The sequence below is a fragment of the Flavobacterium polysaccharolyticum genome, assembly GCF_038739875.1.
Taxonomy (GTDB): domain Bacteria; phylum Bacteroidota; class Bacteroidia; order Flavobacteriales; family Flavobacteriaceae; genus Flavobacterium; species Flavobacterium polysaccharolyticum.
In genome coordinates this window covers 100,330-120,224 of sequence record NZ_JBCGDP010000002.1, presented here as the reverse complement: position 1 = coordinate 120,224, position 19,895 = coordinate 100,330, and the positions used below count along the sequence as shown (strand labels likewise).

The window sequence follows — 19,895 nt, the reverse complement described above, 5'->3', positions numbered from 1 at the left end:
ATTATGTCATTAACAAAACCTGAAAGAAGACAGAGAATTAGATTCAGAATTAGAAAAACGATTAGTGGTTCAGCTACTAAACCAAGACTTTCTGTTTTTAGAAGTAACAAAGAAATTTATGCTCAATTAATTGATGACGTAAATGGTGTTACTTTGTTAGCTGCCTCTTCAAGAGAAAAAGAAATAGGAAAAGGTACGAATATTGAAGTTGCAACTGCAGTTGGTAAATTAGTTGCAGAGAAAGCTTTGAAAGCTGGTATTGAAACAGTAACTTTCGATAGAGGAGGTTATTTATATCATGGTCGTATTAAATCATTAGCAGAAGGCGCAAGAGCGGCTGGGCTTAAATTCTAATATAAGTATGTCTAATAAATACAAGAATATAGAGTTAGTAAAACCAACTGGTCTTGAATTAAAAGATCGTTTGGTAAGTGTAAATCGTGTTACTAAGGTTACGAAAGGTGGTAGAGCTTTTGGTTTTTCTGCTATTGTAGTTGTAGGTGATGAAAACGGTGTAGTTGGACACGGATTAGGTAAATCTAAAGATGTTTCTGAAGCTATTGCTAAAGCAGTAGAAGATGCTAAGAAAAATTTAGTTAGAATTCCTTTGAATGGTCAATCTGTTCCTCATGAGCAAAAAGGTAAATTTGGTGGTGCACGTGTGTTTTTAATTCCTGCCTCTCATGGTACTGGAGTTATTGCTGGTGGAGCTGTTCGTTCAGTTCTTGAGTCAGTTGGAATTCACGATGTATTATCAAAATCTCAAGGATCATCTAATCCTCATAATGTGGTTAAAGCAACTTTTGATGCATTATTACAAATGAGAAGTGCTCATACTGTTGCAAGACAAAGAGGGGTTTCGTTAGAGAAAGTTTTTAAAGGTTAATTCAAGGAAATTATGGCTAAATTATTAGTAAAACAAGTACGTAGCAAAATCAACTGTCCTTTTACTCAAAAAAGAGGGTTAGAAGCTTTAGGTTTACGTAAAATGGGACAAGTTGTAGAGCATGATTCAAATCCTGCTATCCTTGGGATGATAAATAAAGTTAAACACTTAGTTTCTGTAGAAGAAATTAAATAACAAATACTGGTATGAATTTAAGTAATTTACAACCTGCTGAGGGGTCTACACACAATCAAAATAAGAGATTAGGTAGAGGTGAAGGTTCTGGTAAAGGTGGTACCTCTGCAAGAGGTCACAAAGGAGCTAAATCTCGTTCTGGATACTCTAAAAAGATTGGTTTTGAAGGAGGTCAAATGCCGCTTCAGAGACGTGTACCTAAGTTTGGTTTCACAAACATCAATCGTAAAGAATACGAAGGTGTTAATTTAGATACACTTCAATTATTGGTGGATAATGGTGTTGTAACTGATACTGTAGATATGTCAGTTTTTGTTGCAAATCGTTTAGCTACCAAAAATGAAATCGTTAAGATTTTAGGAAGAGGTGAATTAAAAGCAAAATTAAAGGTATCTGCTCACAAATTTACTGCTACTGCAAAAGCTGCTATAGAAGCTGCTGGAGGTGAAGCGGTAACATTATAATTTTTCAACTCTATGAAGAAATTTTTTGAATCATTAAGTAATGTTTGGAAGATTGAGGAACTAAAAAATAGAATCCTTTTCACATTAGGTCTTCTTTTAGTTTATCGTTTTGGTGCACACGTTACTTTGCCTGGAATTGATGCAACGCAATTGACAGGTTTAGCAGGTCAAACAAAAGATGGTATCGGTTCGATATTGGATATGTTTACTGGGGGTGCATTTTCTAAAGCTTCTGTTTTTGCTTTAGGTATCATGCCATACATTTCAGCATCCATTGTTGTTCAGTTGATGGGAATTGCAATTCCTTATTTGCAAAAACTTCAAAGTGATGGTGAAAGTGGTAGAAAAAAAATCAACCAAATTACTCGTTGGTTGACCATTGGTATAACTTTAGTTCAAGGACCAACGTATATCTACAATCTTTACAGAACATTACCCAGTAATGCCTTTTTGTTAGGTTTTAATTCTTTTGAATTCTTATTTTCTTCAGTTGTTATCCTTGTAACAGGTACAATTTTTGCAATGTGGTTAGGTGAAAAAATCACTGATAAAGGGATTGGAAATGGTATTTCACTTTTGATCATGGTAGGTATCTTGGCAAGATTGCCTCAGGCATTTATTCAAGAATTTACAACAAGAGTTACAAACAATAATGGTGGTCCAATGCTTTTGGTTATTGAAGTTATTATTTGGTTGTTGGTTATTATTTCTTGTGTTTTGCTTGTTATGGCAGTAAGAAAAATACCTGTTCAGTATGCTCGTAGAACTGCATCTGGTGATTTTGAACAGGATATGATGGGTGGAAATAGACAATGGATTCCTTTGAAGTTAAATGCTTCAGGTGTTATGCCAATTATTTTTGCTCAAGCTATTATGTTTATTCCAGCTGCTGTTGCTGGTTTATCTAAATCGGAAACTTCTCAAACAATTGTTAGTGCTTTTAGTAATATCTTTGGTTTTTGGTATAATTTTGTATTTGCTAGCTTAATAGTTATCTTTACATTTTTTTACACCGCAATCACGGTACCTACTAATAAGATGTCTGATGATTTGAAAAGAAGCGGAGGTTTCATTCCAGGTGTTAGACCTGGTGCAGAAACATCTGATTATCTTGATAAAGTGATGTCTTTAATTACTTTTCCAGGGTCTTTATTTCTTGCCTTGATTGCTGTGTTCCCAGCTATTGTCGTAAGTCTTATGGATGTGCAACAATCTTGGGCAATGTTCTTTGGAGGTACTTCATTAATCATTATGGTTGGTGTTGCTATTGACACAATGCAGCAAATTAATTCATACTTGTTGAATAAACACTATGATGGTTTGATGAAGAGTGGTAAAAACAGAAAAGCAGTAGCTTAATTTTATGGCAAAACAATCAGCAATAGAACAAGACGGTTCAATAATTGAAGCATTATCCAATGCAATGTTCCGTGTAGAGTTAGAAAATGGACATATAGTAATTGCTCATATATCTGGAAAAATGCGTATGCATTATATCAAATTATTACCTGGTGATAAAGTGAAACTAGAAATGAGCCCTTACGATTTGTCAAAAGCAAGAATTACTTATAGATATTAAAGATATTCAAAATGAAAGTAAGAGCATCAGTTAAAAAAAGAAGCGCCGAGTGCATTATTGTGCGTAGAAAAGGCAGATTATACGTAATCAACAAAAAGAATCCTAGATTTAAACAAAGACAAGGATAATTATGGCAAGAATAGCAGGGGTAGATATCCCAAAAAACAAGAGAGGTGTTATAGCACTTACCTACATCTTCGGATTAGGAAAAAGTAGAGCGATTGAGATTTTAGAGAAAGCTCAAGTAAGTCAAGATAAAAAAGTTCAAGATTGGAACGATGATGAAATTGGAGCAATTCGTGAGGCGGTTTCAGCTTTCAAAATTGAAGGTGAATTACGCTCTGAAGTTTCTTTAAACATCAAGCGTTTGATGGATATTGGTTGTTACAGAGGTATTCGTCATAGATCAGGTCTTCCTTTAAGAGGACAAAGAACTAAAAACAACTCTAGAACAAGAAAAGGTAAAAGAAAAACTGTTGCGAACAAGAAAAAAGCAACTAAATAATAAGTAATATGGCTAAAGCAACTGCAAAAAAACGTAAAGTTATCGTTGAATCAACGGGAGAGGCTCATATTTCTGCTACCTTCAATAACATCATCATTTCGTTAACTAACAAAAAAGGTGAAGTTATTTCTTGGTCTTCAGCTGGTAAAATGGGTTTTAGAGGTTCTAAAAAGAACACTCCATATGCAGCCCAAATGGCAGCAGAAGATTGTAGTAAAGTAGCTCTTGAGGCTGGACTTAAAAAAGTTAAAGTATATGTAAAAGGACCAGGAAATGGACGTGAGTCCGCAATCCGTTCGATACATAATGGTGGTATTGAAGTTACAGAAATTATTGATGTTACTCCAATGCCTCACAATGGATGTCGTCCTCCTAAAAGACGTAGAGTTTAATACTCAAAATTATTTATAGTATAACCTAGATAGAATATAGATTATCGAAGGATAAGACCTGAATTCATAATCTCTATCTTAAACAAATTAAAATGGCAAGATATACTGGTCCAAGTACAAGAATCGCCCGTAAATTTGGCGAAGCAATTTTCGGAGATGATAAAGCTTTCGAAAAAAGAAATTACCCTCCTGGGCAACACGGGATGGCTAAAAAAAGAGGTAAAAAATCTGAGTATGCTGTTCAGTTAATGGAAAAGCAAAAAGCTAAATATTCTTATGGAATTTTAGAAAAACAATTCAGAAATTTATTTGAAAAAGCATCAGCTACTAAAGGTGTTACTGGTGAGGTTTTATTACAATTGTGTGAGTCAAGATTAGACAATGTTGTTTTTAGAATGGGAATTGCCCCTTCTAGAAGAGGTGCTCGTCAAATCGTTTCACATAGACACATCACTGTGAATGGTGAAGTAGTTAATATTCCTTCTTACCACCTTAAACCTGGTGATAAAGTTGCTGTTCGTGAGAAGTCTAAATCATTAGAAGCTATCGAACGTTCTTTGTCTAATTCAAGTCATGTTTATGAATGGATTACTTGGAATAATGATCTTAAAGAAGGTACTTTTGTTTCTGTACCTGCAAGACTTCAAATTCCTGAAAACATTAAAGAACAATTAATCGTAGAGTTATACAACAAATAATAATTGACTTAGTCGAAATTTATGGCAATATTTAATTTTCAGAAGCCCGATAAAGTTATCATGATCGATTCAACCGATTTTGAAGGTAAATTTGAATTTAGACCTTTAGAACCTGGTTATGGATTGACTGTTGGTAATGCACTTAGAAGAGTTTTGCTTTCAGCATTAGAAGGATATGCAATAACATCTGTTCGTATCGAAGGTGTAGATCATGAGTTTTCCACTATTTCAGGAGTTGTTGAAGATGTTACCGAGATAATCCTAAATCTAAAGCAAGTACGTTTTAAACGTCAAATTGAAGATATAGATAATGAATCAGTTACTATTTCTGTTTCAGGTAAAGATCAATTAACAGCTGGTGATTTTCAAAAGTTTATTTCAGGTTTTCAAGTTTTGAATCCAGAACTTGTTATCTGTAATTTAGACAGTAAAATCAAATTAAGTTTTGATTTAACTATTGAAAAAGGAAGAGGATATGTTCCTGCAGAAGAGAACAAAAAACAGAATGCAGCTATTGGTACAATTTTTACAGATTCTATTTTTACACCTGTAAAAAATGTAAAATATGCTATTGAAAACTTTCGTGTTGAGCAGAAGACAGATTACGAAAAATTAGTTTTTGAAATTAAAACTGATGGTTCTATTAATCCAAAAGATGCTCTTACTGAAGCTGCAAAAGTTTTAATTCACCATTTCATGTTGTTTTCTGATGAAAGAATTACACTTGAGGCTGACGAAATTGCACAAACAGAATCTTATGATGAAGAGTCACTACATATGAGGCAATTGCTTAAAACTAAGCTTGTTGATATGGACTTGTCTGTTAGAGCTTTAAATTGTTTGAAAGCGGCTGAAGTTGATACACTTGGTGATTTAGTATCTTTTAATAAAAATGACTTAATGAAATTCCGTAATTTCGGTAAAAAATCTTTGACTGAACTAGATGAATTGGTTGCAGTTAAGAACCTGACTTTCGGTATGGATTTAACAAAATACAAACTAGATAAAGAATAATCTAATCCACCTTCATGGTGTGATTAAATTCATAAAGCAATGAGACACGGAAAAAAAAATAATCACTTAAGCAGACAGACTTCTCATAGAAAATCTATGTTAGCTAATATGGCTTGTTCTCTTATTGAGCACAAGCGCATTAATACTACTGTTGCTAAGGCTAAAGCGCTTAAACAATTTGTTGAGCCGCTTATAACAAAATCTAAAGCTGATACTACTCATAACCGTCGTATCGTTTTCTCTTATTTACGTAGTAAATATGCTGTAACTGATTTATTCAGAGATGTTGCTGCAAAAGTTGGAGATCGTCCAGGTGGATATACTCGTATTATTAAAGTTGGTAATCGTTTGGGAGATAATGCTGATATGGCAATGATCGAACTAGTAGATTTTAACGAACTTTATAACGGAGGTAAAAAAGAAGTTAAAAAAGCAAAAAGCCGTCGTGGTGGTAAAGCTAAAAAAGTTGAAGAAGCTACTGATACTGATGCTCCTGAAGCTAGTGCTGAGCCAACTGCTGAAGCTGCTGAATAAATATGAGAATAATTATTCAATAAAAATTAAGGATAAGCTATTTATAGTTTATCCTTTTTTTTTGAAATTAAAATTATCTTTTATTTATTATACTCTTTAATTGTTTCGCCTCCTTTTATAATTTAAATTTGCAAAATTTTTAACTACAAATGAAATATACAACTAGACAACAAGCTTTATTATTACTTAGTGATGGAACTATTTTTTATGGAAAATCAATTGGTTTAAGCGGAATCGCTTATGGGGAAGTTTGTTTTAATACAGGAATGACTGGATATCAAGAGATTTTTACAGATCCTTCTTATTTTGGGCAACTAATGGTAGCTACAAATGCTCATATTGGTAATTATGGAGTCAATGATAAAGAAGTAGAGTCAGACAATATAAAAATATCTGGTCTTATTTGTAAAAATTTTAGTTTTAACCATTCGCGTCCAGATGCAACCGAGAGTCTTGAGAATTATTTTAAAAATCAAAATTTAATTTGTATTTCAGATGTTGATACTAGAGCTCTTGTGAGTTATATCAGAGAGAATGGTGCAATGAATGCTGTTATTTGTACTGATGGGACATCAATCGAAGATTTAAAATTGGCATTGGCTAATGTTCCTGATATGAAAGGTTTAGAACTGGCTTCAAGAGTATCAACAAAAAAGCCTTATTTTTATGGTGAGGAAAATGCAAAATATAAAGTATCAGCTTTAGATTTAGGTATTAAAACTAATATCCTGCGAAACCTTGCCAAAAGAGACTGTTATATAAAAGTCTTTCCTTATGATGCTAGCTTTGAAGATTTAGCGTCGTTTAATCCTGATGGATATTTTTTATCAAATGGACCTGGTGATCCTGATCCACTTGAAAGTGCTATTAATGTTGCAAAACAAATCATCGAAATAGATAAACCTTTGTTTGGAATTTGTTTAGGGCATCAAGTAATTGCATTGGCAAATGGAGTTTCGACTTATAAAATGTTTAATGGACACAGAGGTATAAATCATCCAGTTACTAATTTAGAAACTGGAAAAGGTGAAATTACTTCTCAAAACCACGGATTCGCCGTAAATAAGGAAGAATTAGAAAAGCATCCTGATTTGGTAATAACCCATTTGCATTTAAACGATTCCACTGTTGCAGGAATGAGAATGAAAAATAAAAATTGTTTTTCTGTACAATATCATCCTGAAGCAAGCCCTGGTCCACATGATTCATCTTATTTATTTGATCAGTTTATTGTTAATATACAGAAAGCAAAAAGCTAAAACGTTATCGTTAATAAATTATAAAATATAGTCTATTCTTTATTTATGATTATCATTTTATTTCCGTAATTTTGAGTAAAATACAAATTAATAACATAAAATATAAGAATAATGAGTATTATTGTTAAAATTTTCGCAAGACAAATTTTCGATTCAAGAGGTAATCCAACTATTGAAGTAGATGTAATTACAGAAAATGGAATTATAGGAAGAGCTGCAGTTCCATCAGGAGCTTCAACAGGGGAGCATGAGGCGGTAGAGTTGAGAGATGGTGGTAAAGCCTTTTTAGGAAAAGGTGTTTTGACTGCTGTAAATAATGTAAACACAATTATAGCTGAAGAATTAGTAGGTACTTCTGTATTTGAACAAAATAAAATTGATCAATTAATGATTGATTTAGATGGTACTCCAAATAAATCAAAATTAGGAGCAAATGCTATCTTGGGTGTTTCTCTTGCTGCTGCGAAAGCTGCTGCAAATGAATTAGGACTTCCTTTGTATAGATATGTAGGTGGAGTTTCAGCTAATACTTTACCATTGCCAATGATGAATATTATTAATGGTGGTTCTCATTCTGATGCTCCTATTGCTTTTCAAGAGTTTATGATTATGCCCGTAAAAGCAACATCATTTACACATGCTTTGCAAATGGGTACAGAGATCTTTCATAATCTTAAAAAAGTATTGCACGATAGAGGTCTTTCTACGGCTGTTGGTGATGAAGGAGGTTTTGCTCCGAATTTAGCTGGTGGTACTGAAGATGCATTAGATACTATCAAAAAAGCTGTGGAAGCGGCAGGTTATACGTTTGGAGATGAAGTAATGATTGCTTTAGATTGTGCTTCTTCTGAGTTCTATGTTGATGGTAAATACGATTATTCTAAATTTGAAGGTCCAACGGGAAAAGTTAGAACATCAGCTGAGCAAGTTGATTATTTAGCAGAATTAGCAGCTAAATATCCAATTATTTCTATCGAGGACGGTATGCAAGAAAATGATTGGGAAGGTTGGAAATTATTAACTGAGAAAATTGGTGATAAAGTACAATTAGTTGGTGATGATTTATTTGTTACTAATGTAGAGCGTTTGTCTACCGGTATTGAAAAAGGAATAGCGAATTCAATCCTTGTAAAAGTTAACCAAATTGGTACTTTAACAGAAACGATTGCTGCAGTAAATATGGCTAAAAATGCTGGTTATACTTCTGTAATGTCTCACCGTTCAGGAGAGACTGAAGATTATACTATTGCTGATTTAGCGGTTGCTTTGAACTGCGGGCAAATTAAAACAGGTTCAGCATCTCGTTCTGATCGTATGGCAAAATACAATCAGTTATTGAGAATTGAGGAAGAGCTTGAAGCTACAGCGTATTTTCCTGGTAAAAATGCTTTTAATGTGAAATAACACAAGTGAGATTTTTATAACAAAAGCCATCTGTTTATTCAGATGGCTTTTTTTGTAAAACATTTAACAAGTTGGAGATTGAAATCGTTTTTAAATTAGTTCTAAATTCATTAGATTTGGGAAATTATTTAATTTAAAGTATATCCATATAATATTATGTCAAAAATAGCAACGTTAGAAATTGATGGCAATAAATTTGAGCTTCCATTTATAGTAGGAAGTGAAAATGAAGGTGCTGTTGATATTAGTAAATTAAGAGACTTATCTGGGGTAATTACTATTGATCCGGGTTATAAAAATTCTGGTTCATGTAAAAGTGAAGTTACCTTTTTAGATGGTGAATTAGGAATTCTTCGTTACAGAGGGTATTCAATCGAAGACTTGGCTGAAAAAGCACACTTTTTAGAAGTGTCTTATCTTGTTATTTTTGGGGAATTACCAACTACAGAACAATTAGTGCAGTTTGAGAATGATATTCGTAAACATACTTTGGTGAACGAAGAGATGAAAAATATCATAGATGGGTTTCCAAAAACTGCGCATCCAATGGGGGTTTTGTCTGCATTAACAAGCGCATTGACTGCATTTAATCCAAAATCAGTTAATGTTGAAAATGAGAAGGAAATGTATGAGGCTGTTTGCAAAACTATGGGTAAATTTTTAGTTATTGCTACTTGGACTTATAGAAAAAGTATGGGATTCCCTTTGAATTATTATGATAATACTAAAGGATATGTTGAGAATTTCATGCGACTTATGTTTGAATTACCAACAGGACCTTACCAGGCAGATCCAGTTGTAGTAAGTGCTTTAGATAAATTATTTATTTTGCATGCAGACCATGAACAAAACTGTTCTACATCAACAGTTCGCATGGTAGGTTCTTCTCATGCTGGTTTATTTGCTTCTATTTCTGCAGGAGTTTCTGCACTTTGGGGACCTCTTCACGGTGGAGCTAATCAAGCAGTTTTAGAGATGCTTGAAGAAATTAATAAAGATGGTGGAGATGCTGAAAAGTATTTATCAAAAGCAAAAGATAAAAATGATCCTTTCCGATTGATGGGATTTGGTCATAGAGTATACAAAAATTTTGATCCTAGAGCAAGAATTATTAAGAAAGCGGCAGACGAAGTTTTAGCTACTTTGGGTGTTGAAGATCCAATTTTGGAAATAGCTAAAAAATTAGAAGTAGCAGCTTTGGAAGATGAATATTTCAAATCAAGAAGCTTGTATCCTAATGTTGATTTCTATTCTGGAATTATTTATAGAGCTTTAGGTATTCCAACTGATATGTTTACTGTAATGTTTGCAATTGGTCGTTTGCCAGGTTGGATTGCTCAATGGAAAGAAATGAGAGAAAACAAAGAACCTATTGGTCGTCCAAGACAAGTTTATGTTGGATATCCATTACGGGAATTTAAAGGTGTAGATAAAAGATAAAAATCAAAACTAAAAGCTTCACGAATCTGTGAAGCTTTTTTGGTTCTAAATAATTTCAAGTTAGAATGTTAGATTTAAATGTAAAAAATGAAACGGCGCGATTAAGAAAGGTTATTTTAGGATTAGCAAATAGTAATGGGTCGACTCCAACTGTTGATGAGGCTTATGATCCAAAATCATTGGAGCATATTTTAGCAGGTACTTATCCTATTGAAAAAGACATGGTCGCTGAGATGGATGCGTTCAATTCTGTTTTTCAAAAATATGAGGTTGATGTACTTAGGCCTGAATTAATTGCTGATTATAACCAAATATTTGCAAGAGATATTGGATTTGTTATTGATGATGTTTTTATCAAATCGAATATTTTACCAGATAGAGAAAGGGAGTTGGATGCTATTCAATATATAATCGATCAAATCAATCCTTCTAAGGTTGTTAGACCTCCAGAAGAAGTTCACATAGAAGGCGGTGATGTTATGCTATGGAATAATTACATTTTTATAGGGACTTACAAAGGGAGTGACTACAAAGATTATATAACCGCAAGAACAAATTGGCAAGGTGTTGATTTTATTAAGCAACTTTTTCCTAATAAAATAATCAAAGATTTTGATTTGGTAAAATCAAAATTGGAAGCAAGAGATAATGCATTACATTTAGATTGTTGTTTTCAGCCAATAGGCAATGATAAGGGGATTATTTATAAAAATGGGTTTAGGGAAGAGTCTGATTACTTGTTCTTAGTGAATCTTTTTGGTAAGGAAAACTTGTTTCATATCACTAGAGATGAAATGTATGATATGAATTCTAATGTGTTTTCTATTGCTCCTAACGTTGTCATTTCTGAAAGAAATTTCACTAGATTAAATAATTGGTTAAGAAATCAAGGTTTTATGGTTGAAGAAATTCCTTATGCTGAAATTGCCAAGCAAGAAGGATTGTTACGTTGTTCTACCTTGCCATTAGTAAGAGATTAAAAAAAATGTTTTTGGGTTAAAATGCTAAATTTATAAATTTGTTTTAAATTAATAAAAAATGAAACAAACAACCAGCTCTATATTGATGATTCGTCCAGTTGCTTTTAGAATGAATGAGCAAACTGCTGTAAATAATTATTACCAAAAAGTTTTAGATGGACTTTTACCTGCTAGTGTTAATGCAAAAGCTCAAGAAGAGTTTGATGCATTTGTTGCTAAATTACGTTCAGTTGGAGTTAATGTAATTGTTGTTGATGATACCCTTAGTCCTGACACGCCGGATAGTATTTTTCCAAATAATTGGATTTCTTTTCACGAAAATGGAGATGTAGTTTTGTATCCCATGTTTGCCGAAAATCGCCGAATGGAAAGGAGAGAAGATATTCTAGATGTTTTGGAAGACGAGGGTTTTGTGATTAATGAAATCATGGATTACACAGAGGCTGAAATGGATGGTATATTTTTGGAAGGGACAGGGAGTTTATTGTTAGATCGTGCCAATGGGAAAGCGTATTGTGCGTTATCGCCAAGAGCCGATGAAGAACTGTTTATTGAGTTTTGTGAAGATTTTGATTTTGCGCCAGTAATTTTTGAAGCCTTTCAAACCGTAAATGGAGATAGAAAATTGATTTATCATACCAATGTAATGATGTGCTTGGGAGAAACTTTTGCTGTTTTGTGTGCAGATGCAATTGATGATAAAAAAGAGCGTAAGATGTTGATTGATAGTCTGAAAAACGATGACAAGCAAGTTGTTTTGATTACAGAAGATCAAGTGAATAATTTTGCAGGTAATATGCTTGAGGTTAAAGGTGCAGACGATAGAAGATATTTAGTTATGAGTGCTGCAGCTCACCAAGCATTGACTAAAAAACAAATTACGCAACTAGAGGAACATGTTACTATTTTGAGTTCAAGTTTAGATACTATTGAGGCTTGTGGTGGCGGAAGCGCTCGCTGTATGATGGCGGAGATTTTTTTGCCAAGAGCATAGATATATTTTAAAATTCAGCCTGTCAGAAGTTAGTTTTTGACAGACTTTTTTTTGCTTAAAAATTAGCTTTGATAATGTTGATTAGTGCACTTACAATGTATTGTATACCAATAGCGATGACTATAAATCCAACAATACGAGAAATGGCAACAATTCCAGATGCCCCTAGTGCTCTTGCTAGATAATGAGCGCTTCTTAAAATAATGTATATTGTTGCCGATATAGCAAGAATAGCCGCAATCGAAATTAAAATTTCGTTGGTAGATTTGTGCTGGTTATAAAAAGCAATTAGTAATGACATAGAACCAGGTCCCGCGAGCATAGGAATGGCTAATGGAGTCAATGCAATGTCGTTTCTTTGTTGTGCTTCGTTTTCAATCTTTTTGTTGATTCCTCTTTTTTTGTTGAATTTTCCTGACAATAGAGAGAATCCAGAACTCACAATCACAATCCCGCCAGCAATTCGTAGAGAATCAATACTGATGCCAAAGAAAGTAAGGACATATTGGCCAATCAGGTAGGAGACGACTAGAATGATAAAAACGTTAATGGATGTCCAAAGGGAGAGTCTATTACGTTCTGATTGAGCATCGTTTTGTGTTAATCCAACAAAAATAGGTACAGTTCCAATCGGATTTAGTACAGAAAATAAAGCTGCAAATAGATAAAAAAATAATTCCATAAGTCTGATTTTATCACAAAGCTACAATTTTTAGAATGATAAATCTTGCTCGTTTGTTATTTAATTGTTTCTTAAATACAATGATTTTCGAGACTTAAAAGAGTTAACGCTTAGTTATTTTTGGCTACTTTTGTAACATATATTCTGAAAAATGACAAAAAATAAAAAGACAGTAGTTTTAGGAGCTACTTCTAAACCAGAAAAGTACGCTTTTAAAGCCATATCCATGTTGGTGCAAAAAGGGCATTCTGTAATAGCCATAGGACAAAACGCTGGAGAAGCAGCTGGTGTTAAAATTCAAACCAAAGCGATACCTTTAAAAAATATTGATACCGTTACGTTGTATTTAAATCCAGCTAGTCAAAGAGATTATTATAATTATATCGTTGAAGCTCAGCCGAAACGAGTAGTTTTTAATCCAGGTACTGAAAATCCGGAACTTTATCAGTTGTTAGAGTTAAATGGTATTCAAGCTGAAGTGGCTTGTACTTTGGTTTTATTAGCTACGAACCAATATTAAAAATTAAACTCTTTTTTGAGTTAGCAAAGTAATTCATATTTCGATTTATTAAAACATAAGAATTTAGAGAATTTTAATTACTGCTTTATTTCAGTTGTTTTTTGTTTTGATAAAAAGTAAAAAAAATAATCTCCCTTTTTTAGCATTTAAAGCTAGTAGTATTTATGAATGTAGATAGAATTTTTCTGTCTGAAGCTCACTCCAGCGGTAAGGAGCTGTCTTATTTGCAGAAGGCATTGCAAGTTAAGGCAATTACTTCCGGCGGTAGTATTGTGCGTGATTTTGAAAAAGATTTGGAACATTATCTAGAAGATAAAGTATATGTTAATGCTACAAATTCAGGAACAGCAGCCATACATTTAGGCTTGATGTTATTAGGAGTGCAATCTGGTGATGAAGTTTTGTGTCAAACGATGACGTTTTCAGCTTCTGTGAATCCTATTCTTTATATTGGTGCTACACCTGTTTTTGTTGATAGCGAGCCATCAACTTGGAATATGTGTCCAGTAGTTTTGGATGAAGCGATACAAGATAGGCTATCTAAAGGTAAAAAAACAAAGTGCATTGTGGTTGTTGATCTTTATGGGATGCCTTATCAAGTCGAAAAAATTCGTGCAGTTCCAGCTAGTTATTCCATTCCTCTTTTGGAGGACAGTGCAGAGGTATTGGGTAGTAGTTACAAAGGTATGCCTTGTGGTACACTTGGCGATATTGGTGTTTTTTCTTTTAATGGTAATAAAATCATAACCACTTCTAGTGGAGGAGCTTTGTTGCTTTTGGATAAGTTGCAAAAAGAGAGAGCTACTTTTTTGGCTACTCAAGCCAGAGATGCAGCACCCTATTATCAGCATAGTGAAATTGGGTATAATTACGCTATGAGCTCAATTGCAGCAGCAGTTGGAAGAGGACAATTAGAGGTTTTGAAAGAACGCATACAGGCGCGGCGTGACAATCATTCGTTTTATTGTGAACTATTTTCTGAGGCTAAAGGGATAACCGTTTTTTCTGAGCCGAGTAACGATTTTTTCTCCAATTATTGGTTAACTACAATTTTGATAGATAAGGAAAAGACCAATGGATTAACTCCTGAAATTTTTCGTTTGTTTTTAGAAGAATTTAATATTGAGGGACGTCATTTATGGAAGCCGATGCATTTGCAGCCTATATTCGAAAAATATCCTTATTACGTAGATAAAATGGCAGCTTCATTGTTTGAAATAGGATTATGTCTTTCAAGATTCTAGTTTAACTGAAGAAGGTGAAGCAATAATTCGAGAGAGTTGTCTTGCTTTGTTGCAGAAGTACCGCTGTTTATAATGTATGCTAGTAAATGTAAAGTGCTAGTTTGTCTTTAGAGCTATGTTTTTTTCAATTTTAAAAGTATTTTTGTCCCTATGGAATTTTCTTCAAAATTATTAGAAAAAGCGGTAAACGAAATGGTCCAATTGCCTGGAATAGGGAAGAGAACGGCCTTGCGTTTGGTGTTGCATTTACTCAAACAGCCTTTAGATCAAACACATTTTCTGGCAGAGGCTTTAACAAATATGCGAAATAACATTCGATTTTGTTCCAATTGTCATAATATTTCGGATACAGAATTGTGTCAAATTTGCTCGAATCATTCTAGGAATCACCAATTAATTTGCGTTGTAGAAGATATTCGAGATGTTATGGCTATTGAAAATACGGGGCAATACAAAGGAGTTTATCATGTTTTGGGGGGTAAAATTTCACCAATTGATGGGGTAGGGCCAAGTCAATTAAATATTAATTCGTTGTTAGAAAAAGTAAACTCAGGACAAGTAAAAGAATTGATTTTCGCTCTGAGTTCTACTATGGAGGGTGATACGACCAATTTTTATATTTACAAACAAATTGCTAATACACATTTGATTGTTTCCACAATAGCTAGAGGAATAGCCGTGGGAGACGAATTAGAGTACGCAGACGAGGTAACTCTTGGTCGAAGTATTTTGCAACGCGTGCCTTTTGAATCTTCGTTTAGGGTAACAAGTTCCAATTAATAGTTTTTGTTTTCTGTTAATTGTGAATGATAAACTATATTTGTAACAAAATAACTAGCATGAACAAATCGATTTTCTTTTTGGTGATGATGAGTGGTCTACTTTTAGCTTCTTGTATACCAACAAAAGATTTAACTTATTTACAGCAAAAAGAGTCTGAATCTCCTGAAAAAGCTATTGCAGCTATTGAGTTGAAACCATACCGTTTGCAAACCAATGATGTGTTAAGTATTAATCTAAAAACCATTGATCCTAAATTAGTCTCCATATTTAATGCCAATACTAATGCGAACGAGAACATGGTTCAAACTTCGGAAAATAGTTTGTATTTTAATGGATATCGCGTTGATGATCACGGTAATATTCGTATTCCAATTTTAGGAGAGATTAATGTATTAGGCTATACATTAGAAGAAGTACGCTTAAAAATTGAAAAGCAATTGTTAGAAGAATACTTCAACAAAGAAGCGAATCTTTTTGTAAACGTGAAGCTTTCTGGATTTAGATATACCATCAATGGTGAAGTAGGGAGTACAGGGACAAAAATGCTCTATCAAGAAAATGTACACATACTTGAAGCGATTGCAAATGCGGGAGATATTACAATGGTTGGAAATAGAAAAGAAGTTACCATTATGAGAAAAACACCCACAGGTGTCGAAATGCATGATTTGGATTTAACCGATAGAAATGTAATTAATTCACCTTATTATTATTTGCAACCTAATGATTATATCTATGTAAAACCACTCAAGCAAAAGTCTTGGGGAACAGGTAAGACAGGGATAGAATCACTAGGTACGGTTATTACATTGTTATCTTTGGTGACCACAACTTATTTATTATTAAAAAATTAATTCCTTTTTCTAGAAGATGCTTGACCTAAAAGATTTTTCCATTTTTGAAAATCAATCCACTTTTGATTTCAAAGGCTTTTTGATAAAAATAGCAGGATACTGGAAGTGGTTTTTGATGAGTTTAGTTATTGCTTTCTTTATTGCTTATCAAGTAAATATTCGGAAAGAAAAAATATATGGTTTAGAGACGTTAATTTCTGTAAAAGAAGAAAATAATCCTTTGTTTACTTCAAACACCAGTCTAACATTCAATTGGGGCGGAGTCTCTGATGAAGTACAGACCATAACTACGACATTGCAATCTCGATCTCATAATGAGTTGGTAGTCGAAAAGCTGCAATATTACATTGACTATTTGGTTCAAGGAGAATACAATCTGATTGATGCATATGGTGCTGTTCCATTCGAATTAGTTTTGGATAAAAAGAAAGGGCAAATAGCAGGTACGCTTATCAGTATTACTTTTGTATCAGAATCAGTATATGAGATAAAAATTCCTTTTGAAAACAACTCCGTTTCATTGATTCATTATGTAGATAACTCTAAATCTAATACCGCAGTGGCTGTGGGGGAGTTTAAGAAAAGATATAGAGTGGGAGAGGTTATTACTTTGCCTTTTTTGAATTGGAAATTACAAATTAAAGATAATCCAGGGTTCTATAAAGGGAATGAATATTTTGTTCGTTTTAATGACTTTGATGGAACTGTTATAAATTATAAAGGAATTGGTGTAAGAGCAGATGAAGGGGGATCGATACTGGCTTTAAGTATGCAGGGCACCAACAAGGCACGTTTGGTCGATTATTTGAATGCCACTGTAAAAATGTTAATCAAAAGGCAATTAGATAGTAAGAATCAATTTGCTACTAATACGATTGCCTTTATCGATAGCACTTTGGTATCAATGGAGTCTCAATTGAAAGAAACCGGTAATGAATTAAAAACTTTCCGGAGAGACAAGAATATTATTGATGTAGAAGATGGAGGGGTTAGGTTTTCGGATAGAGTCCTTAAATATGATGTTCATAAGGATGAAATTACACGAAAAATTGCCTATTACAATTCGTTGAAATCTTATCTGAAAAATAGTGTAGATTATTCAAAACTTCCAGCACCTTCTGTAGCTGGGATTGAAGATCCTAATATCATAGTAAACGTTTCTAAATTGATTGCTTTATCTACGCAACGATCAGAAATGGCTTATGCTGTAAAAAGCGAGAAGATTTTTAAAGATTTTGACAACCAAATGATGGCAGTAAAAAATGTTTTATTAGAAAATATTGCCACTGCCAAACAATCATTGCAGTATGATTTGGCAACAATTAATAGCAAGATTGGGGAATCAGAAAGTGCTATAAAGCAATTACCAGAAGATCAACAAGAATTGATAAAAATCAAGCGGAAGTATGATTTGAGTGACAATATTTATAATACATTTTTACAAAAAAGAAGTGAAGCTGATATTGTAAAAGCAGCTAATTTGTCAGACATTCATTTTATTGACCCTGCTAAGGATGTAGGAGGAGGTCTTATAGGCCCAAAGACTTCTGTTAATTATGTTTTGGCTCTGTTTTTAGGAATTTTAATTCCACTGATAGTTGTTTTGATTATTTTCTTTATCAATAACTCTATTCAAAACACAGATGAGTTAGGTAGCTTGACTCAGATACCTCTAATTGGAGTTGTTGGTGTTAATAGAGATAAAACGAGTTTAGCAGTTTATGATAAACCAAAATCGGCTTTGTCGGAATCCTTTCGAGCGATACGTTCCTCTCTACAATTTATGTATAAAAAGCAGAATGTAGATGGGGCAAAAACATTAATGATTACTTCTTCAGTGAGTGGTGAGGGCAAAACATTTTGTTCTATTAATATTGCAACTGTTTTTGCTTTAAGTGAAAAGAGAACAGTAATTGTTGGATTGGATTTACGTAAACCTAAACTTTTTGAAGAGTTTAATTTGAATAATGATAAAGGGGTAGTCAATTATTTAATCCATCAAAACACCTTAGAGGAGATTACTAATACTACCGAAGTGCCTTTCTTGGATGTTATTCTTTCAGGGCCTGTTCCGCCAAATCCAGGTGAGTTGATTATTAGTGAAAGTATGGGTGAAATGATTGCTGCTTTAAAGCAAAAGTACGACTATATTATTTTAGATACTTCTCCAGTGGGATTGGTTTCTGATGCGCTTGAACTGGATCAGTATTGTGATGCGACACTATATATTGTTCGTCAGAATTTCTCTAAGAAAGATATGATAACTTTGTTGAATAATAGAGTAAAAAGAGGAGAATTGAAGAACGTTAGTATAGTATTGAATGGTTTTGAGAATAAAGCAAGATATGGAACGGGCTATGGTTATGGTTATGGTTACGGATACGGGAACAATACCTATGCTGAAGGGTATCATGACCGAGAACCTAAGAAAAAGTTGATCACAAAAGTACTAGATTGGTTGAAAAAAGAAAGAAAAGTGTAATGGAGGCAACGATTTTAATCACAGGGGGTGCTGGTTTTATTGGCTCTAATTTAACCGAATATTTTTTAGCAAAAGGATATAAGGTGGTGGCCCTAGATAATTTTGCAACTGGACATCTTCATAATCTTGCTGCTGTGGCCTCCCATTCACATTTTAAATTAATTGAAGGCGATATTAGAAATATCAATGATTGTGCATTAGCTGTTGAAAGTGTTGATTATGTGTTACATCAAGCAGCATTAGGTTCTGTTCCGCGCTCAATTGGAGATCCTGTTACTACCAATGAAGTAAACGTTTCTGGTTTTTTGAATATGTTGGTGGCTGCAAGAGACGCCAAAGTAAAACGTTTTGTATATGCAGCAAGTTCTTCTACTTATGGTGATTCTCAAGGGCTACCAAAAGTGGAAGAAGTAATAGGCAAACCATTATCTCCCTATGCGATTACAAAATATGTTAATGAACTATATGCTGAGATTTTTGGGAAAACGTACGGTTTAGAAACAATCGGTTTGCGTTATTTTAATGTTTTCGGACGGAAACAAGACCCTAAAGGTGCTTATGCCGCAGTTATTCCTAAATTTGTGATGCAGTTGATGCAACATGAAAGTCCAATAATTAATGGAGATGGAAATTATTCTAGAGATTTTACCTATATCGACAATGTTATTCAAATGAATGAATTGGCAATGACGACCGCTCATCCAGAAGCTATTAATACTGTTTTTAATACTGCCTTTGGAGACCGTAATACATTGAATGATCTTGTGGGGTATTTGAAAAAGTATTTAGGGGAATTTGATGAAAGCATTAAAAACATTCCTATTAATTATGGTCCCAATCGCGCGGGCGACATTCCTCATTCGTTGGCTAGTATTGATAAGGCAAAACGGCTTTTAGGGTATGCTCCTCAGTTTTCTCTACAACAGGGCTTAAAAGAAGCGGTGGTTTGGTATTGGGAGCATTTGAGATAGTACTTCAACCACTTT

General features: G+C 33.7%; 24 protein-coding genes. 23 read left to right on the top strand and 1 reads right to left on the bottom strand.

Annotation, left to right across the window (positions count from 1 at the left end; translation table 11 throughout):
* The first annotated feature begins 3 nt into the window (after positions 1-3).
* The 17 genes from rplR to ctlX all read left to right on the top strand — a co-directional run bounded on the left by rplR (position 4) and on the right by ctlX (position 12,344).
* Positions 4-354: a 50S ribosomal protein L18 gene (gene rplR, locus WFZ86_RS02335; RefSeq protein ID WP_064716175.1), complete on the top strand. Its 351-nt coding sequence runs from the start codon at positions 4-6 to the stop codon at positions 352-354.
* A gap of 7 nt (positions 355-361) precedes the next feature.
* Positions 362-886 carry a 30S ribosomal protein S5 gene (gene rpsE / locus WFZ86_RS02330; protein WP_342690441.1) on the top strand — a complete coding sequence of 175 codons (525 nt, stop codon included), beginning with the start codon at positions 362-364 and terminating at the stop codon, positions 884-886.
* Between the two features lie 12 nt (positions 887-898).
* Entirely contained in the window at positions 899-1,081 is a 183-nt protein-coding gene (rpmD, locus tag WFZ86_RS02325; RefSeq protein ID WP_342690440.1) for a 50S ribosomal protein L30, read from the top strand.
* Positions 1,082-1,092: 11 nt separating this feature from the next.
* Positions 1,093-1,545: a 50S ribosomal protein L15 gene (rplO, locus tag WFZ86_RS02320; protein WP_342690439.1), complete on the top strand. Its 453-nt coding sequence runs from the start codon at positions 1,093-1,095 to the stop codon at positions 1,543-1,545.
* A 12-nt stretch (positions 1,546-1,557) separates the two neighbouring features.
* Positions 1,558-2,904, top strand: coding sequence for a preprotein translocase subunit SecY (gene secY, locus WFZ86_RS02315; RefSeq protein ID WP_342690438.1), 1,347 nt, complete (start codon positions 1,558-1,560; stop codon positions 2,902-2,904).
* A gap of 4 nt (positions 2,905-2,908) precedes the next feature.
* Entirely contained in the window at positions 2,909-3,124 is a 216-nt protein-coding gene (gene infA, locus WFZ86_RS02310) for a translation initiation factor IF-1 (protein WP_007136545.1), read from the top strand.
* An 11-nt stretch (positions 3,125-3,135) separates the two neighbouring features.
* Positions 3,136-3,252, top strand: coding sequence for a type B 50S ribosomal protein L36 (gene ykgO, locus WFZ86_RS02305; protein WP_002987490.1), 117 nt, complete (start codon positions 3,136-3,138; stop codon positions 3,250-3,252).
* A 2-nt stretch (positions 3,253-3,254) separates the two neighbouring features.
* Positions 3,255-3,629: a 30S ribosomal protein S13 gene (gene rpsM / locus WFZ86_RS02300; RefSeq protein WP_064716171.1), complete on the top strand. Its 375-nt coding sequence runs from the start codon at positions 3,255-3,257 to the stop codon at positions 3,627-3,629.
* A gap of 8 nt (positions 3,630-3,637) precedes the next feature.
* The gene (gene rpsK / locus WFZ86_RS02295; RefSeq protein ID WP_007803677.1) at positions 3,638-4,021 is read left to right on the top strand and encodes a 30S ribosomal protein S11; all 384 of its coding nucleotides are present in this window, start codon (positions 3,638-3,640) and stop codon (positions 4,019-4,021) included.
* Between the two features lie 92 nt (positions 4,022-4,113).
* Positions 4,114-4,719, top strand: coding sequence for a 30S ribosomal protein S4 (gene rpsD / locus WFZ86_RS02290; RefSeq protein ID WP_064716170.1), 606 nt, complete (start codon positions 4,114-4,116; stop codon positions 4,717-4,719).
* A 21-nt stretch (positions 4,720-4,740) separates the two neighbouring features.
* Complete coding sequence (locus WFZ86_RS02285) at positions 4,741-5,733, top strand: DNA-directed RNA polymerase subunit alpha (RefSeq protein ID WP_064716169.1); 993 nt, start codon at positions 4,741-4,743, stop codon at positions 5,731-5,733.
* Between the two features lie 39 nt (positions 5,734-5,772).
* Positions 5,773-6,267: a 50S ribosomal protein L17 gene (gene rplQ / locus WFZ86_RS02280; RefSeq protein ID WP_342690437.1), complete on the top strand. Its 495-nt coding sequence runs from the start codon at positions 5,773-5,775 to the stop codon at positions 6,265-6,267.
* A gap of 149 nt (positions 6,268-6,416) precedes the next feature.
* The gene (carA, locus tag WFZ86_RS02275) at positions 6,417-7,526 is read left to right on the top strand and encodes a glutamine-hydrolyzing carbamoyl-phosphate synthase small subunit (protein WP_342690436.1); all 1,110 of its coding nucleotides are present in this window, start codon (positions 6,417-6,419) and stop codon (positions 7,524-7,526) included.
* 111 nt (positions 7,527-7,637) lie between these two features.
* A complete protein-coding gene (gene eno / locus WFZ86_RS02270; RefSeq protein WP_342690435.1) occupies positions 7,638-8,930 on the top strand; it encodes a phosphopyruvate hydratase in 1,293 nt (430 codons plus the stop codon).
* Positions 8,931-9,086: 156 nt separating this feature from the next.
* Positions 9,087-10,370 (top strand): citrate synthase, encoded by a 1,284-nt coding sequence (locus WFZ86_RS02265; RefSeq protein WP_342690434.1) that lies wholly within the window; start codon positions 9,087-9,089, stop codon positions 10,368-10,370.
* A gap of 65 nt (positions 10,371-10,435) precedes the next feature.
* Positions 10,436-11,350: a dimethylarginine dimethylaminohydrolase family protein gene (locus WFZ86_RS02260; RefSeq protein ID WP_342690433.1), complete on the top strand. Its 915-nt coding sequence runs from the start codon at positions 10,436-10,438 to the stop codon at positions 11,348-11,350.
* Between the two features lie 58 nt (positions 11,351-11,408).
* Positions 11,409-12,344: a citrulline utilization hydrolase CtlX gene (gene ctlX, locus WFZ86_RS02255; RefSeq protein ID WP_342690432.1), complete on the top strand. Its 936-nt coding sequence runs from the start codon at positions 11,409-11,411 to the stop codon at positions 12,342-12,344.
* 55 nt (positions 12,345-12,399) lie between these two features.
* On the opposite strand, the gene WFZ86_RS02250 is transcribed toward ctlX, so the two are convergent.
* Positions 12,400-13,026, bottom strand: a complete 627-nt coding sequence (locus WFZ86_RS02250; protein WP_342690431.1) for a MarC family NAAT transporter — start codon at positions 13,024-13,026, stop codon at positions 12,400-12,402.
* Between the two features lie 151 nt (positions 13,027-13,177).
* On the opposite strand from WFZ86_RS02250, the gene WFZ86_RS02245 reads away from it, so the two are divergent.
* The 6 genes from WFZ86_RS02245 (at position 13,178) to WFZ86_RS02220 (ending at position 19,880) form a co-directional block, all read left to right on the top strand.
* Complete coding sequence (locus WFZ86_RS02245; protein ID WP_342690430.1) at positions 13,178-13,546, top strand: CoA-binding protein; 369 nt, start codon at positions 13,178-13,180, stop codon at positions 13,544-13,546.
* Positions 13,547-13,710: 164 nt separating this feature from the next.
* The gene (locus tag WFZ86_RS02240; RefSeq protein ID WP_342690429.1) at positions 13,711-14,790 is read left to right on the top strand and encodes a DegT/DnrJ/EryC1/StrS family aminotransferase; all 1,080 of its coding nucleotides are present in this window, start codon (positions 13,711-13,713) and stop codon (positions 14,788-14,790) included.
* A gap of 150 nt (positions 14,791-14,940) precedes the next feature.
* A complete protein-coding gene (recR, locus tag WFZ86_RS02235) occupies positions 14,941-15,570 on the top strand; it encodes a recombination mediator RecR (RefSeq protein WP_342690428.1) in 630 nt (209 codons plus the stop codon).
* A gap of 59 nt (positions 15,571-15,629) precedes the next feature.
* The gene (locus WFZ86_RS02230; protein ID WP_342690427.1) at positions 15,630-16,427 is read left to right on the top strand and encodes a polysaccharide biosynthesis/export family protein; all 798 of its coding nucleotides are present in this window, start codon (positions 15,630-15,632) and stop codon (positions 16,425-16,427) included.
* 16 nt (positions 16,428-16,443) lie between these two features.
* Positions 16,444-18,909 carry a polysaccharide biosynthesis tyrosine autokinase gene (locus tag WFZ86_RS02225; RefSeq protein WP_342690426.1) on the top strand — a complete coding sequence of 822 codons (2,466 nt, stop codon included), beginning with the start codon at positions 16,444-16,446 and terminating at the stop codon, positions 18,907-18,909.
* Entirely contained in the window at positions 18,909-19,880 is a 972-nt protein-coding gene (locus tag WFZ86_RS02220; protein ID WP_342690425.1) for an SDR family oxidoreductase, read from the top strand. The genes WFZ86_RS02225 and WFZ86_RS02220 overlap by 1 nt, the downstream gene beginning before the upstream one ends.
* Positions 19,881-19,895: the final 15 nt, after the last annotated feature.